A 16,769-nucleotide genomic window follows, 5' to 3' on the forward strand; every position below is an offset into this window, starting at 1 on the left:
CTATGACAGAAGAGTTGATATTACTTATAGCAGTAATAATAGATTTAATAATCGGTGACCCAGACTTCTATCCGCATCCAGTAATCATTATAGGAAAGGCTATTACCTTCTTAGAAAAAATCTTTAGAAAGTTAGTTAGAAGTAAAAGTGGTGAGAGAATAGCTGGTCTGATTTTAGCAGTTTTAATAATTATTTTAACTTTTATGATATCTAAAGCAATCATCTATTATTCATATGAAATCAATTATTATTTAGGATTAGTGATCAACATCTGGTTGTTATCAACTACTATTGCTATTAAAGGCTTGGTGCAAGCTGGACTTAGAGTCTATCATGGATTATTAGCAGGAAATTTAGACTTGGCACGAAAGCAGTTGGGATGGATTGTAGGCAGAGATACCGATAATTTAGTAGAGGGGGAAATAGTTAGAGGTACTATTGAAACCCTTGCTGAGAATACCAGTGATGGGGTAATAGCCCCTATCTTTTATGGAATGCTCGGTGGCTTTCCTTTGGCTATGACCTATAAGGCGATTAATACCCTTGACTCGATGCTAGGCTATAAGAATGAGAAGTATCGTTATTTTGGTTGGGCAGCAGCTAGGATAGATGACTTAGCCAATTGGATTCCAGCTAGGATAACGGCTTGCTTATATATATTAGCTGCTTTAATTAGAGGTAAGGATTGGAGAAGTGCTGTTAGGATTATTGTAAGAGATGCTAAGAAGCACCCTAGTCCCAATGCTGGATATCCCGAAGCGGCTATAGCAGGGAACTTGAATATCCGTTTAGGTGGGTTGAATTATTATCAAGGAGAAGAGAGTTTTAGAGCTTATTTAGGTGATGCCAAGCAAGAGTTTGATAAAGAGCAGATTAAAGAGACAATCGGTTTGATGTATTGGAATGTGGGATTGTTTTTATTAATTTATTATTTGATTAATTTTGGTTCTTCCACGACTTTTGTGAAAATAATTTAAAATCAAAAGAATTATTAGACGCAGATTTACGCAGACAAAAGCGGACTAAAAAATAAGAAATGAAATAATAAAAGGTTTTAAATCAGATCTTAGTCAGATTTTAGTCTGCGTCAAAAAAGATTTTGATTTATNAAGAATTATTAGACGCAGATTTACGCAGACAAAAGCGGACTAAAAAATAAGAAATGAAATAATAAAAGGTTTTAAATCAGATCTTAGTCAGATTTTAGTCTGCGTCAAAAAAGATTTTGATTTATATCTTTTATAAAAATTATTAGTTCAACTTATATAAAATAGGCATTAATCACAAAGTTCGTTGTTGAACCTTAATTTTTAAAAATTAGAGGAATTTATTCAAAATAAAAAAGATTTATTAGCCACGGAGTAACGCAGATAAAAGCAAAGGATTAAAAAGTTTTTAAATTAATCCGTGTGAATCCGTGAACATCTGTGGTAAAAAATTATTTTTTAAAATTTTTAAGCAGAGCGATAGTGTATTTTATTCTCATCAAAATTGGAGGTGTAATTATGTATCCTAGAATAGTAATTGCAGGAACCCAAAGTGGAGTAGGTAAGACTACAGTTGCTATAGGTTTAATGGCAGCTTTAACGAAACAGGGTTATCAAGTACAGCCCTATAAGGTCGGTCCAGATTATATCGACCCTGGATTCCATACCCTAGTAACAGGCAGTTCTTCAAGAAATCTAGATAGCTATCTCTTAGGCGAAGATGGCGTAAAAGAGTCTTTTTTCAATTCTGCTCAAAGTGCGGATATTTCGATTATTGAAGGAGTAATGGGGTTATTTGATGGTAAGCAGGGACAGAAGGACAAGGGTAGTACTGCCGATGTAGCAAAGATTTTAGATGCTCCTGTAATTCTGGTATTGGATGTGAAGAAGATGGCACGTAGTGCTGCTGCTTTAGCCTATGGCTATAAAAACTTTGATCCTAATTTAAATGTTGTGGGAGTTGTTTTGAATAATGTTGGTAGTGATAGGCATTATAGTATGGTCAAAGAAGCAATTGAAGATGAGGTTGGACTAAAGTTGTTAGGATATCTACCTCGTCAGAAAGAATTATCCTTACCTGAAAGACATTTAGGATTAGTGCCTACTACTGAGAGTAAAGAATTAAGAGTTTTTATTGATAAATTAACAGAATTAATGGAAGAATATATTGATTTAGAAGAAGTTATCTCTCTATCTAACAATCTTTCAAATATAGAGTTGAAATCTAGAAAATTATTTATTAAGACTAATAAGTATCCAGTTACTTTAGGGGTGGCTTATGATGAGGCATTTAATTTTTATTATCCGGATAATTTAGATATTTTGGAGAGTTTAGGTGCTAAGCTGAAATTTTTCAGTCCCCTTAAGGACAAGAAGTTACCTAAAGTAGATGGGTTATATATCGGTGGAGGATTTCCCGAGAGTTTCTTATCAGATTTATCTGAGAATAGAAGTATGAAGGAGAGTATCTATCAGCAGATTAAAGCTGGTTTACCAGCCTATGCTGAATGTGGGGGATTGATGTACTTAACAGAAGGGATTAATAACTTTGATGGTTCTTTTTTTTCGATGGTAGGAGTAATTCCTGCTCAAATTAAGATGGAAAATAGATTACAGGCTATGGGTTATGTCAAAGCGGTAGCTACTAAAGATAATCTATTATTAAAGTCTGGTGAAGAGATTATTGGACATGAGTTTCATTATTCTAAATTAATCAATTTGTTAGAAGATAATAACTATGCCTATCAACTTTTTGGGGGTAAGGGAGCAGATGGAAGATATGAGGGGATAGTAGCTGATAATTTATTAGCCAGTTATCTACATCTTCACTTTGGTTCTAATTTAGAGATGGTGAAGAGATTTTTAGCAATTTGTATGGATAATTAATATATAGATAGAAATTAAGAGTCTATTTAGCTTGGCAATTATTATAGCATATAATTATTATATAAGCAGATTATATTATTTTGTTATAAAAATTACAAAGTTGAAGAAATATATGTTATAATGTTGCAAGGAAAATAATACAAGTTAGGGAAAATTTAATTTTTATATAATTGCTTAAGGAAGGTGTATAAGATGATAAGAAGCGATATCAAAATTTTAGTTATCCTATGGGTTGTATCGGGGTTATTTCTTTCTGTACCTATAACTGCTAAAGAGGTTGAAGATCGAGATAAAGATGAGGGCTGTTTCTTCTTACAAACTAGTGCTATGACCTACCACTGGAACCACAACCCTGAACGGAATAATAAGCAGGAATTGATAGGTTTGGAATATCATAAGACAAGCTCTAAAATTTATGGTCTAGTCCATTTCCAGAATTCATATTTTCAACCCACTTGGTATCTGTACACTGGAAAGTTATATAGTTTTAAGGAAATATCAGATTTTAATCTATATGGTAAGTTGACTTATGGAATTATTAGTGGCTATGATGATGAAAATGGGAGGCACTCTGCTTATATGAACAGGCTAGGGACTTTCCCAGCAATTCTACCTACTTTTGGTATAGGATATAAAGAGTTTATATTTGAGGTATCATTATTTGGGAATGCAGGTTATATAGCGAATATGGGTATGAAGTTTTAATACATAATTAATTATCAGAGTTATCTGACTTTAGAGTGTAATTTAAATATAGCTTTATAGAAGGATATTGTGACATTTAGCTTTTAGTTACTGGTTATTGGCTATTAGCCAAGTGTTTAAAGATATATATATAAAGATTTAGTAAGTAGCTAGTGGTCAAAGTATCTCAATATCTCCATAAAGCATCATTTTAAAAGAGGTGAATTTAATGGGTGATGAAAACAAATTAACACAAGGTCTAGTCCAAGTTTATACTGGTGATGGTAAAGGGAAGACAACAGCTGCTTTGGGATTAGGGCTTAGAGCAGCTGGTCATGGTCTAGAAGTAGAAGTAATTCAATATTTAAAAGGGAGCAGCTATACTGGAGAGTTATATTCTACAGAGAGATTGCCTAACTTTACGATTAAACAGTTTGGTAAGGGATGCTCTTATGCAGCTTTAATTAAGCAGGGTTTGATGGACTGTACTGGTTGTGGAGACTGTTTTGTGAGAAATAGTAAGGATAGAGAATTTCACGAGAATTTTATAGATTTGGCCTATAAATATACTAAAGAGATTCTAGAAGAGGGTAAGAAGGATATCGTGATTTTGGATGAAATTAATAATGCTGTTCGTTATGAATTGTTATCAACAGAGGGTATACTAGAACTAATTGAATTAAAGCCGGAGCGGACAGAGTTAATTTTGACTGGCAGAGGAGTGCCTGAAGAGATTTTAAAAAAAGCAGATTTGGTTACAGAGATGAAGGCTATTAAACATCCTTATCAACAAGGAATTAAGAGTCGTAGAGGAATTGAATATTGATGAATAGCTTCTTGCTGGCAGTACAATTTATTACAAGGATTCCTATTAATAAGGAGTTAGATTATAGTGACCAAGCTCTTGCTAAATCGATGGTCTATTATCCTCTAATTGGAACTCTATTAGGTGGAATATTATATTTGATTGATTATTTAGCTAGTCTGTATTTTGGACAATGGGTAACTAATAGCTTGTTGATTCTGGCTATGGTACTATTAACTGGGGGGATTCATCTTGATGGGTTGATGGATAGTTGTGATGGTCTCTTTAGTGGTCGAGAGAAAGAAAAAATGTTAGAGATTATGCGTGATAGTAGAGTCGGTGCTTTTGGGGTAATTGGACTAGTTACTATATTTCTATTGAAATTTGGCTTATTAGCAGAGGTTCCAAGTAATCATAAGCTAGCTATTTTATTATTTTTCCCTACGATAAGCCGGTGGTCGATAGTGTATGCTGCTTTTCGTTACCCTTATGCTCGTAAGTTAGGGATGGGCAAAGTTTATGCTGATAACTTAAAGTTGAGTGATTTATTGGTAGTAAGTATGTGGACTTTATTATTAGCAGTTTTCTTGTTTCGGTTAAAAGGGATATTGATAATTGTTTTTACTTGGTTGTTTATCAGAATAATTTCAAAATTAGTTATTAAGAAGATTGATGGATTGACTGGTGATAATTATGGGGCAATTAATGAGCTTGTCGAGGTCTTTTCTTTACTAGTAATGGCCTTTCTTTTAAGATTAAATTTTTAAATAAATATTTTAAGAGGAGATTGCTATGAAAATAGATAGTAGAAATGAGAAGTTAATAAATTTAGTTAGAGTTAGTCTGTTGATAGCTTTATCAGCAGTAGGGGCTTATCTTAAATTTCCAAGCCCTATTGGAAGTATTGCCCTTGACTCTTTACCTGGTTACTTAGGTGTCTTATTATTAGGGGGAGCTAAAGGGAGTATCATCTTAATAATTGGACATTTGATATCTGCCTTGACAGCTAGTCTTCCTTTAGGTCCAATACATTTGATAATTGCATTATTGATGGGAGTTAGTAGTTTGATATTTGGGTATTTAATCGATAAGAATAGAGTACTTGCAACAGTTATAGCTATTATTTATAATGGGATCATTATACCTGCTTTATTAATCCCTATCTTAGGTTTGGGGTTCTTTATTGGGATAGTTCCTATGTTATTGCTAGCTTCTGGAGTCAATATTGGCTTAGCACTGTTGCTAAGTAGATTCTTTAAAGAGGAGCAATTTTAGATGAAACGGGATATATCTATTATAAAGTTAGATGCTAACAAATCTTTGGTAGTTGCTTGTGATTCTTTAGGTGGAATTGGGAGTAAAGAGTATGACAAAATAAAGGTCTCTAGTAGACTGGTAGGTAAATTCACAGCTAGAGTTGCTTTGATGGAACTTTTGTCTAGTGGAGCAACTCCCATATCTGTCGTAGATACTTTAAGTGTAGAATTAAAGCCTACAGGTGAAGAGATTATCAAAGGAATGAAAGAAGAGCTAGCTAAGGTAGGTATTGATGAATTATTAACAGGGAGTACTGAAGAGAACATAAAGACTGTACAGACAGGGATTGGAGTAACTGCTATTGGTCTTATAAATATTAATGAGTTAAGAGTAGGTACTTCCCAGAAGGAGGATTTGATAGTTGCGATAGGACTGCCTAAAGTAGGTAATGAAGTCTTAGCAGATTTAAATCAGGTTGCTGATTTGGATTTGGTAGTAGAGCTATTGGAATTAGAGTATATCCATGAAATCTTACCAGTTGGCTCTAAAGGGGTTTTATATGAAGCTCAACTTTTAGCAGAGAGTAATGGACTGCAATTATCCTTATTAGAGAATAAAGTCGATTTACAAAAGTCCGCAGGTCCAGCTACTGTTGTCTTGGTTACAGTAGCTGAAGATGATTTAACTAGCCTCAAGTTAATAGATAAGCCAGTTAATGTAATAGGGAGACTAAACTAGTGTACAGTTGACAATGTACAATTAAAAGAGTGAGTTCTTAAATAAAGTAAGTTGATATACTAGATAGATATTAAGATAGTAACGAGTGACGAGAGGAGATTTTTACTCGTTACCCGTTACTCATTACTGTTTAAAAGGAGTAACTAAGATGAAAGTAACTGTTAAGGTGCCAGGAACCTGTGGTGAATTGGTACAAGGAGTAATAGATGGTACTAATTTTCACATTACCTGTCCAATAGATATTTATAGTTATGTAACTGTTATAGTAGATGAGAGATTTAAAGAGATTAAGAGTAATCAAGTAGGTAATAAGGCAATAACTGCTATCCAAAAGACCTTCTCATATTTTAACTATGACGGTGGTGCAGAAATAAGTATCAACTCTGACTTACTTAGAGGTAAAGGGATGGCTAGTAGTACAGCTGACATAGTAGCTACGATTATAGCTAGCACTTTAGCAATAGGAGAGAGAATTGATATAAAATTAATTACTGAGATAGCCTTATCCATAGAACCAACAGATGGCTCTTTTTTAGCAGGGATAGTAGCTTTTGACCACTTGCAAGGAAAGAGGTTAATCAAATTAGGAGAGATAGACCCTATTCCAATTTTAATCTTTGATATTGGTGGTCAAGTTGATACTTTAAATTTTAATGCTAGAAGTAATCTAGCAAGGCTGAACCTATTACGAGAGAGGGAGGTTGATAGGGCTTATAAGTTGGTAGTAGAAGGAATTCAGATAGGTGATAAAAGGCTGATAGGTCAAGGGGCAACCTTAAGTAGTCTATCTAACCAAGCTGTATTATTTAAACCCTATTTAACAAAACTTTTGGAACTGGCTAAAGTAGAAGACGCTATATTAGGGATAAATGTAGCCCATAGTGGGACCTTGATTGGGATTCTTGTAAATAATCAAAAAGATTCTTTAGAAATCTTATCAAAGATTAAGTCTAATTTACCTAGATTAAACCATTTGATAACAACTAAGATAATTAATGGTGGTTATCAGATTCTTAAAGAGAGGTGAAGTTATATTGGAGCATATTCATGGAGGTAATATCAAAGGAGCAGTCAAGAAGTATGATTTAGATAAGGAAAAGATTATAGACTTTAGTGCAAACATTAATTTTTTGGGTCCACCGGAAGCTGTTAATGAGGAAATAAAGGCTAATATTGGAGGCATAGTAAATTATCCAGAGCCAAATTCTCAAGAACTAAAGGATAATTTGGCTAATAAATTGAATTTAAGTAGAGAAAATATTATAATGGGTAATGGTGCAGTAGAGTTGATTTATTTATTAACCAAAGTATTAAATCCAAGTAAGTCGATGGTTTTATCCCCTACTTTCTCTGAATACGCTATTGCAGCTAAGAGTGTGGGAGCTGAAGTAGAGGAATTTCCTTTGGATAGAGAGGATAATTTTAAATTGGATATAAATACTTTATTAAATAAATTAGATAATGTAGATTTATTATTCTTATGTAATCCTAATAATCCTACTGGGAATCTTTTATCAAAAAGTGAGGTTATTCAGATCTTAGATTATACAAAGGATAATGGGGTCTTCTTATTAGTTGATGAAGCTTTTGTTGACTTTGTTGAGAAAGAGGTAACAGTTATAGATTTAATTAATGATTATGATAATCTATTTGTCTTACGTTCTTTAACAAAATTCTTTGCTATTCCAGGTTTAAGAGTCGGTTATGGGGTAGCTAATCAAGAGTTAATTCAGAGATTAAGCTCTAGTAAAGACCCTTGGAATCTTAATTACTTTGCTCAGATTGCTACTAAAGTGGCACTTGAAGAAGAAGAGTATATTAAAAGAAGCAAGATAAGCATCAAAAAGGAGAAAGAATTTCTGTATAACAAATTGAAGCAAATAGAAAAATTAAGAGTCTATTATCCTCAGGTCAATTATATCTTCATTGATATTTCAGCTACTGAGTTAACTGCTAGTTATTTAGAGAATACTTTAGCAAAAAAAGGGATTTTAATTCGTAATTGTAATTCTTATTCTGGCTTAGGAGAAGACTTTATAAGAGTAGCAGTCAAAAGTCGAGCAGATAATTTAAAGTTATTATCTGCTTTAGAAGGGATAATAGATGATAGAGTATAAAATTTTTTTAAAGTTATAGTAGAGAATAATACTCGGGATTAGTTATTTGATTATCAAATTTTAATATAATCTAGAAGAAGGTAGGTGCAGATTATGGGAACTAAAATTATTTTAGTAAGGCATGGAGAGACTGAGTGGAATCGCCAGTTGAGATTTCAAGGTAGTCAAGATATCTCTCTTAATGATAAGGGAATAGAGCAGGCTGAGAAATTGGCTCAAAGGTTATCGTATGAAGAAATAGATGTGGTCTATGCAAGTGATTTAGGACGAGCTTATCAAACTGCTAAAGCAGTGGCCAAAGAACATAACTTAGAGGTACATAAACTTAGTGAGTTACAGGAGATTAATTTTGGACAGTGGGAAGGTCTTACTTATAATCAGATCCAAGAAGAATATCAAGCAGAGTGGGTGATGTGGGAGGAGAATCCAGCCCTTAATGGAGCACCAGAAGGTGAGAGTCTCAAGGATGTACAAGAGAGATCAGTAAAGGGGTTAGAAGAGATTCTAAGTGGTCATTCTGGTAATACTATATTGATAGTTAGCCATGGAGGAGTAATTAAGGTACTGATTAGTACTTTATTTGGTATACCTTTGGCTAAGGCTTGGCAATTAATGCAATCTAATACAGCAGTCAATATTATTAACTACTATGAAGAGAATAAAGTTACTTTAGAATTATTTAACTGTATTAGGCATTTAGAGGAGAAATAATTGTGATATTACGATAGATTAGTAATGAGTGACAACTGATGAGGAAGAAGTAAAAAATTGTCTCGTTACTAATCTGTTATAAATCGTATCAGTAGATTGGGAGGAATAGTTGTGGACTTAGTAGTGATAGGGCTAAATTATAAGACCACTCCTTTAGAATTAAGAGAGAGGTTCTCTTTAACTCATAGAAAGCATGGAGAGATTTTAGAAGAGATAGCTTTAAGGGAAGGGATAGCTGGAGCGGTTACCCTCTCTACTTGTAACAGGACAGAGTTTTATCTGGCAGTTAATCAGTTTGATATACAGGAGTTGTCTAATTGGTTATTCAGTTTAATCTCACATTTTGAGTCTATAGATTTAGCTAAATATCTTTATAGCTATCAAGGTATAGAGATGGTAGAACATCTTTATCGGGTAGTTAGTGGAATAGACTCTTTAGTAATTGGAGAAGCTCAAATTTTAGGACAAGTTAAGAATGCTTTCCAATCTTCTCAAGAATTGGGATTAGTAGATAAATATTTATATTATACTTTTACGGAGTCGTTTAGAGTGGCCAAACGGGTAAGGACAGAGACAGAGATAGGAAGAGGAGCTACTTCAGTCAGTTATGCTGCAGTAAAGCTGGCTAAGAAGATATTTGGCTCATTAGAAGGTGAGACAGTACTAATTTTAGGGGCTGGGAAGATGAGTGAGCTTGCTTTGAAGTCTCTTGTTGATAATGGAGTTAAAGGGGTAATGGTTGCTAATAGAACTTATAGTCGGGCTCAAGAATTGGCTAAGAAGTTTTCAGGAGAGGTTATCAGATGGAGGCAGTTAGCAGACTGGATTAATAAGGTGGATATTATCATAGGCTCTACTGCAGCTCCTCATTATGTCTTGCATTATGATCTTCTAGAAAAGGTGATGTTAGAAAGAAGGGGACCTTTATTCTTAATTGATATTGCCCTACCTCGTGATATAGATCCTAAAGTAGCTAATATTCCAGGTGTTCACCTTTATGATATAGATGATTTAGAAGGGTTTATCGAGTATAACTTGGTCAAAAGGAAAGAAGAATTAGATAAAGTAGAGAGTATAATTAAAGAAGAGAAGGCTAATATAAGGGAGTGGTTAAAGCAACAGAAGATTATACCTTTAATCAAGGAGATTAGAGCTGAGGCTAATGCTATTAAAGAGAGGGAGCTAGCAAGAGCTCTAAAACGATTATCTAAAGAAGATAATGAAGTTGTGCTTAGGGATTTAGCCCATCGCTTGACCAATAAATTACTCCATCAACCCACAGTCAAGATTAAGGAGTTGGGTAGTAATGATATTAGTAAAGAACAAATTACTTTAATTAAAGAAATATTTATAGAAAATTGATACTGATTTTATTGTAGCCTTTCTGTTATGAAGACTCTATGAGTTTTGGAAGTTAAAGATAAAGATTGGATATAGATTAAAGGATAGTTGACAGTGTATAGTATATAGTTTACAGTTAAGTTCCAAAAATAAAAGAATGATTAGATACAGACTAGCACAGACCGAATTCATATTAAAACATAAAAAAGAGTATTAGACGCAGATAAAAGCGGATTAAAGAATAAGAAATTAAATAATCAAAGATTTTAAAATCAGATTTTAATCAGCGAGAATCAGCATTAAAAAAGTGTTTTAAGAACTTAAGGTCAAAAGAATATTTATTTAAAATATTAAAGGGGTTTTAAATTTTCTTTTTTTATATATGGAGTGGAGTTTAATGAATAGTTATCCAATTAACCTGAATTTAAGTGGAAAAAGTGTATTAATAGTTGGTGGGGGTAAGGTAGCTTATCGTAAGGTAAAAAGGTTACTAGATGCTAAAGCTAAAATAACTTTAGTTAGTCTAACGGTGATTGATAAGTTAAAGCAGTTGCTTCTAGATAATAATATAAAATATTATCAACGAGAATTTAAAGAAGGAGATCTACTAGATATTTTCTTAGCTTTTGCATTAACCGATAATAGAAGAATCAACTCTCTAATTGCTAGTTTAGCTAAAAAGAATAATATCCTTGTCAATGTAGCAGATAGTTTAGAGGAGTCAACCTTTACCTTACCATCACTTATTGAGCAAGGTGATTTGTTATTGACAGTTGCTACAGGGGGTAATTTACCTGCTCTTTCTAAAAGAATCAGAGAAGAGTTAGAGAACTCTTTTGGAGAAGAGTATAAGCAATTTTTAGAGTTAATGAAAATACTAAGACCCTTGATTATAGGTAATGTTGATGATAAGAAGCAAAGGAGAAGGATATTTAGAGATTTAGCTGACCTAGAGTTAATTGGGTTATTAGCTGAGGATAAAAATCAGTTTTTAGAGGAATTGAGTGATAGATTACCTGATAAGATAAAGGATATATGTGATTTGGATTATATAATAAAGTGGTAACGGGTGACAAGTGACGAGTAACCAGTAAAGAATTTAACCTGACACCTGTTACTCGTCACTTGTTACTGCACTTAGGAGGGAAGATATGTCAGAAATAATTATTGGAACACGTAAGAGTAAATTAGCTGTAGCACAAAGTACCTTGGTAGCAGAAGAGTTAGCAGATAAATTCCCTGCTTATAAGTTTACTTTAAAGAAGATGAGTACTAAGGGAGATAGAATAACTGATAGGTCTTTGATTGAAATTGGAGGAAAGGGTTTATTTATTAAAGAGATAGAGTTAGCTCTTTTAAATGGTGAGATAGATTTGGCAGTACATAGCCTAAAGGATATGCCAGGAGAGATAGCTGATGAATTTGAGATTATTGCTACACCTAAGAGAGCAAACCCTTTAGATGTATTGATTTCAAAAGATGATAAGAGCTTAGATGAATTACCTCAAGGGGCTAGAATAGGTACAGGTAGTTTAAGAAGGAAGGTACAACTGTTAAATTATCGTCCTGATTTGGATATTGTTCCAATTAGAGGTAACATTGATACTAGAATTAAGAAATTAGATAGTGAAAACCTTGATGCGATTATTTTGGCAGCAGCAGGTTTAGAGCGAATGGGTTGGAGTGATAGGATTAGCCAATATTTAGCTCCAGAAATTTCTCTGCCAGCAGTTGGACAAGGTGCTTTGGCTTTAGAGGTTAGAAGTAATGAAGATAGTGTCAAAGAATTAATTAGAGGGATAAATCATTGTGACACATATGTAACAGTAACAGCTGAACGGAGCTTTTTGGCTTATTTAGAAGGTAGTTGTAAGATACCGATAGCTGCCTATGCTCAGATTGAAGATGATAGGTTAATGATAGAAGGTATGGTAGCTAGTCTAGATGGTAGTAGATTGCTTAGAGATAAACTAAGGGGAAAGAGAGAAGAAGCCAAAGAATTAGGAATTAAATTAGCTCAAAAACTCATTAAGCAGGGAGCAGCAGAGATTTTAGCAGAGATTAAGGAGGGGTAATAATGGCAGGTAAAGTATTTTTAGTTGGAGCAGGACCAGGTGACGAAGGATTAATCACCGTTAAAGGATTAAATGCAATTAAGGAGGCTGATGTAATATTATATGACCGTTTAGCAAATCATAAGTTATTAGAATATAGTAAAGACTCTGCTGAATTATTCTATGTAGGAAAGAGTGCTAAGAACCATTATCGGACACAAGAAGAGATTAATCAGCTATTAATAAAGCAAGCTCAAGGAGGAAAGGTGGTTACCCGTTTAAAGGGTGGAGACCCTTTTATCTTTGGTCGTGGTGGGGAAGAAGCACAAGAGTTATTAAAGGCAGGGGTAGAGTTTGAGGTTGTACCAGGGATTACATCTCCAATCTCAGTCCCAGCTTATGCAGGAATCCCCTTGACCCACCGTGATTTTAACTCTTCTATTGCACTAGTTACTGGGCATGAAGACCCAACAAAAGAAGAGACCAATGTAGATTGGAATAAGTTGGCTACAACTGTGGGGACTATAGTTATCTTAATGGGGGTTGGCAATCTACCAAAGATTGTTCCTCAACTGTTAGAAGGAGGGCGAGATCCTAAAACTCCAGTGGCTTTAATTAGATGGGGAACTAGACCTAAGCAGGAGACCTTAGTAGGAACTTTAGAGAATATTGTAGATAAGGTTAGAGCTGCTAATTTTAAAGCACCAGCAATTATAGTTGTTGGTAAGGTGGTCAAATTACGTGAAGAGCTGAATTGGTTTGAAAAGAAGAGCCTTTTTGGTAAGAGGATAGTTGTTACTAGACCAACTAAGCAGGCTAAAGGCTTTTGTAGAGCTTTAGCTCAAGAGGGGGCAGAGGTAATAGAGGCACCGGCAATTGAGATAGCTCCCCCAGAAAGTTATCAAGGATTAGATGATGCTTTAAAGAGAATTGATAGTTATGATTGGATTGTATTTACAAGTATCAATGGTGTAGAGGCATTTATGAAAAGGCTATTTGAGTTATCTAAGGATGTACGTTTTTTATCTAGTGTTAAGTTTTGTGCTATTGGACCTAAAACAGCAAGAAGGTTAAAGGACTATGGTCTGATAGTAGATTATCTCCCAGAGGACTATGTCAGTGAAGGTATCTTAGCAGGGTTTTCTATAAGGGATATATCAGATCAGAGGTTCTTGTTGCCAAGGGCTGATATAGCTAGAGAGCTACTAAAGGAAGGTTTAGAAGAACTAGGTGCTAAAGTTGATAATGTAGTAGCCTATCGTACTATTCAAGAAGAGGGCAATGAAGAATTAGTTGACAGGCTAGTGGCAGGAGATGTTGACTTGATAACCTTTACCAGCTCTTCAACAGTAGATAGTCTGATCAAAGGCTTAGGGAATGATTATCAAGAGCTATTAAAAGAGGTTGAAATAGCCTGTATCGGTCCAATTACAGCTAAAACTGCTGAAAATTATGGTTTAGAGGTGACTATTATAGCTAAAGAGTATACTATTGAGGGCTTATTAGAAGCAATTAAGGATTATTATGACAAGAAGTAAGAGTGTCCTATTAAGATTAGTAATTGCTACCACCACTCATCACTAAATAAGGAGGTAACTTAGATGGATTTGATACATAGACCGAGACGATTAAGAAAAACTAAAGCAATTAGAAGTTTGGTTAGACAAACTAAATTGAATAAAGAAGATTTGATTTATCCTATTTTTGTAGTGGAGGGAGAGGGGATAAAAGAGGAGATTCCTTCTATGCCAGGAAATTTTCATCTCTCTATAGATAAGTTATTAGAAGAGATAAAAGAAATAGTGGATTTGGGGATATTAGGAATAATTCTATTTGGAATACCTGATGAGAAGGATGAGATTGGTTCTACTGCTTGGACAGAGGATGGTATTATTCAGAGAGCTTGTCGTAAGATTAAAGATAAGTATCCAGAATTATTAATTATTACCGATGTCTGCTTATGCCAATATACCAGCCATGGACACTGTGGAACCCTTGAAGAAGGATGCTTATTAAATGACCCTACTATAGAGAATTTAGCAAAGGTAGCCATCTCCCATGCCCAGGCAGGGGCAGATATGGTCGCTCCTTCAGACATGATGGATGGAAGGGTTAGGGCAATTAGAGAAGGTTTAGATCAGCATGGTTATGATGATATAACTATTATCTCCTATTCAGCAAAGTATGCCTCAGCTTTTTATGGTCCCTTCCGTGATGCAGCCCACTCTGCCCCCCATGAGGGAGATCGCAAATCCTATCAGATGGATCCTGCCAATAGTGATGAAGCCTTAAGAGAGATTCAACTGGATATAGAAGAGGGTGCCGATATTATTATGGTTAAGCCCGCTTTATCCTATCTGGATATTATTCGCAGGGCTAAGGATAATTTTGTACTACCGATTGCAGCTTATAATGTCAGCGGTGAGTATGCTATGGTTAAGGCAGCTGCAGAAAAAGGTTGGATTAACGAGCAAGAAGTTGTATTAGAGAGTTTACTTAGTATGAAACGGGCAGGAGCAGAGATTATTATTACATATTGGGCAAAGGATGTGGCGAAATGGATCAGTTAACAGTATAAATAGTGTCTCTTTATGTTTATATTGTAACACTTTTTTAGTGAATAGTGTACAGCGGACAGTTGATAGTTAAGTTTTTAAAAGCGAAAGAAATTCTTGTTTGAGTTAAGCAGAAATTGAATTAGAATTTAGAGTAAAATAAAGTTTGAATTAGAGAGTTCAATAATTGATAGTACTCCTTATTAAGATATAGGGGTAAGTTAGGGATAAGTTCCAAAGAGGGAATTAAAAGATTAAAAAATCTAAAATTATTTATCAATGTTTTAATATATGACTATCTGTTAAAAAGTCGGAGGTGTAATTAGTGTCAAAGTCTAAAGAGTTATTTTCAGAAGCAAAAAAGTACATACCAGGTGGGGTTAATAGTCCAGCTAGAGCATTTAAGGCTGTAGAGAATGATCCCCTATTTATTGAACAGGGTAAAGGAGCTTTTATTTATGATGTAGATGGTAAAAAATACATAGATTATGTAGGATCATGGGGACCGATGATTTTAGGTCACAATCATCCAGCAGTAGTTGAAGCATTACAGCAACAGTTGATGAAAGGAAGTAGTTTTGGAGCACCAACGAAGTTGGAGACTATTTTAGCAGAGATGGTTGTAGAAGGAGTCTCTTCTGTTGATAAAGTAAGAATGGTCAATTCAGGAACAGAAGCAACTATGAGTGCCTTACGTCTGGCTCGTGGTTATACAGGAAGAACTAAGATTATTAAGATGGAAGGTTGTTATCATGGTCATGGTGATAGCTTATTAGTAGAGGCAGGGTCTGGAATAACCACTTTAGGTATTGCTGGGAGTGCAGGAGTACCAGCAAAGATGGCTGAAGAGACGATAGTAGTCCCTTATAATGATATCTCAGCACTTGAAGAGGTATTTAAAGAGTATAGTCAAGATGTTGCAGCAGTTATTTTAGAGCCAGTTACAGGCAATATGGGGGTTGTTGCTCCAAAAAATGGATACTTGGAGTCCTTAAGAGAGATTACTAAAAAGTATGGGACTTTATTAATCTTTGATGAAGTGATGACAGGATTTAGGTTAGCTTATGGTGGTGCACAAGAGTTGTATCAGGTTGAGCCTGATTTGACTACCTTTGGTAAGATTATTGGTGGAGGCTTGCCTGTGGGTGCATATGGTGGTAAAAGAGAGATTATGAATTATATTGCTCCAGAGGGTCCTGTTTATCAAGCAGGAACTTTATCGGGAAATCCCTTAGCTATGACTGCTGGAATTAGTACTCTAAAACTATTAAAAGAGGAAGGAGTTTATAATACTTTAGAAGAGAAGGGGAAACTTCTAGAAGCGGGGATTCAAGAGAATATTAGGAAAGTCGATATTCCTGTTGTATTTTCTAGAATTGGTTCTATGTTTACACTATTTTTTAATGGTTCAGATGTTACAGATTATCAAAGTGCTAAGGGTTCAAACACTAAAGCATTTTCAATCTACTTTAATAAAATGCTAGAAGAAGGCATTTACTTACCACCTTCTCAATTTGAAGCAAATTTTATCTCATTAACCCATTCAAAAGATGAGATAGAGGCAACTGTAGAAGCAAATTATAAAGCATTGTTAGAAGTAAAAGAGAAGGCTAAACTTTAGAATAGAGGTGGGA

At 34.5% G+C, this 16,769-nt stretch carries 16 protein-coding genes; all 16 read left to right on the forward strand.

Features of this window, described 5'->3' with window-relative positions:
- Positions 1 to 2 precede the first annotated feature (2 nt).
- The 16 genes from cbiB to hemL all read left to right on the forward strand — a co-directional run bounded on the left by cbiB (position 3) and on the right by hemL (position 16,756).
- On the forward strand, positions 3 to 977 hold the full coding sequence (cbiB, locus tag U472_RS08975) for an adenosylcobinamide-phosphate synthase CbiB (protein ID WP_068717654.1): 975 nt from the start codon (positions 3 to 5) through the stop codon (positions 975 to 977).
- Positions 978 to 1,505: 528 nt separating this feature from the next.
- Complete coding sequence (locus U472_RS08980; protein ID WP_068717656.1) at positions 1,506 to 2,873, forward strand: cobyrinic acid a,c-diamide synthase CobB; 1,368 nt, start codon at positions 1,506 to 1,508, stop codon at positions 2,871 to 2,873.
- Between the two features lie 192 nt (positions 2,874 to 3,065).
- Positions 3,066 to 3,578, forward strand: coding sequence for a hypothetical protein (locus U472_RS08985; protein ID WP_068717659.1), 513 nt, complete (start codon positions 3,066 to 3,068; stop codon positions 3,576 to 3,578).
- 208 nt (positions 3,579 to 3,786) lie between these two features.
- Positions 3,787 to 4,383: a cob(I)yrinic acid a,c-diamide adenosyltransferase gene (locus tag U472_RS08990; RefSeq protein WP_068717660.1), complete on the forward strand. Its 597-nt coding sequence runs from the start codon at positions 3,787 to 3,789 to the stop codon at positions 4,381 to 4,383.
- The gene (gene cobS / locus U472_RS08995; protein WP_068717663.1) at positions 4,383 to 5,129 is read left to right on the forward strand and encodes an adenosylcobinamide-GDP ribazoletransferase; all 747 of its coding nucleotides are present in this window, start codon (positions 4,383 to 4,385) and stop codon (positions 5,127 to 5,129) included. The genes U472_RS08990 and cobS overlap by 1 nt, the downstream gene beginning before the upstream one ends.
- Positions 5,130 to 5,154: 25 nt before the next feature.
- The gene (locus tag U472_RS09000; RefSeq protein WP_068717665.1) at positions 5,155 to 5,637 is read left to right on the forward strand and encodes an ECF transporter S component; all 483 of its coding nucleotides are present in this window, start codon (positions 5,155 to 5,157) and stop codon (positions 5,635 to 5,637) included.
- The gene (locus U472_RS09005; protein ID WP_068717667.1) at positions 5,638 to 6,357 is read left to right on the forward strand and encodes an AIR synthase related protein; all 720 of its coding nucleotides are present in this window, start codon (positions 5,638 to 5,640) and stop codon (positions 6,355 to 6,357) included. It abuts the gene before it with no gap.
- Between the two features lie 148 nt (positions 6,358 to 6,505).
- Complete coding sequence (locus U472_RS09010) at positions 6,506 to 7,384, forward strand: GHMP family kinase ATP-binding protein (protein ID WP_068717669.1); 879 nt, start codon at positions 6,506 to 6,508, stop codon at positions 7,382 to 7,384.
- Between the two features lie 7 nt (positions 7,385 to 7,391).
- Positions 7,392 to 8,474 carry a threonine-phosphate decarboxylase CobD gene (gene cobD / locus U472_RS09015; protein ID WP_245684781.1) on the forward strand — a complete coding sequence of 361 codons (1,083 nt, stop codon included), beginning with the start codon at positions 7,392 to 7,394 and terminating at the stop codon, positions 8,472 to 8,474.
- A gap of 93 nt (positions 8,475 to 8,567) precedes the next feature.
- Positions 8,568 to 9,185: an alpha-ribazole phosphatase gene (gene cobC, locus U472_RS09020; protein WP_068717673.1), complete on the forward strand. Its 618-nt coding sequence runs from the start codon at positions 8,568 to 8,570 to the stop codon at positions 9,183 to 9,185.
- A 111-nt stretch (positions 9,186 to 9,296) separates the two neighbouring features.
- The gene (gene hemA, locus U472_RS09025; RefSeq protein WP_068717675.1) at positions 9,297 to 10,547 is read left to right on the forward strand and encodes a glutamyl-tRNA reductase; all 1,251 of its coding nucleotides are present in this window, start codon (positions 9,297 to 9,299) and stop codon (positions 10,545 to 10,547) included.
- Positions 10,548 to 10,923: 376 nt separating this feature from the next.
- Positions 10,924 to 11,592: a precorrin-2 dehydrogenase/sirohydrochlorin ferrochelatase family protein gene (locus U472_RS09030; protein ID WP_068717677.1), complete on the forward strand. Its 669-nt coding sequence runs from the start codon at positions 10,924 to 10,926 to the stop codon at positions 11,590 to 11,592.
- 85 nt (positions 11,593 to 11,677) lie between these two features.
- Positions 11,678 to 12,601: a hydroxymethylbilane synthase gene (hemC, locus tag U472_RS09035; RefSeq protein ID WP_068717679.1), complete on the forward strand. Its 924-nt coding sequence runs from the start codon at positions 11,678 to 11,680 to the stop codon at positions 12,599 to 12,601.
- A 2-nt stretch (positions 12,602 to 12,603) separates the two neighbouring features.
- Positions 12,604 to 14,118, forward strand: coding sequence for a uroporphyrinogen-III C-methyltransferase (gene cobA / locus U472_RS09040; RefSeq protein ID WP_068717681.1), 1,515 nt, complete (start codon positions 12,604 to 12,606; stop codon positions 14,116 to 14,118).
- Positions 14,119 to 14,181: 63 nt separating this feature from the next.
- The gene (gene hemB / locus U472_RS09045; RefSeq protein WP_068717683.1) at positions 14,182 to 15,150 is read left to right on the forward strand and encodes a porphobilinogen synthase; all 969 of its coding nucleotides are present in this window, start codon (positions 14,182 to 14,184) and stop codon (positions 15,148 to 15,150) included.
- A gap of 310 nt (positions 15,151 to 15,460) precedes the next feature.
- A complete protein-coding gene (hemL, locus tag U472_RS09050) occupies positions 15,461 to 16,756 on the forward strand; it encodes a glutamate-1-semialdehyde 2,1-aminomutase (protein ID WP_068717685.1) in 1,296 nt (431 codons plus the stop codon).
- The last annotated feature ends 13 nt before the right edge of the window (positions 16,757 to 16,769 follow it).

Source organism: Orenia metallireducens (assembly GCF_001693735.1).
In the GTDB taxonomy this organism is placed as follows: Bacteria; Bacillota; Halanaerobiia; order Halobacteroidales; family Halobacteroidaceae; genus Orenia; species Orenia metallireducens.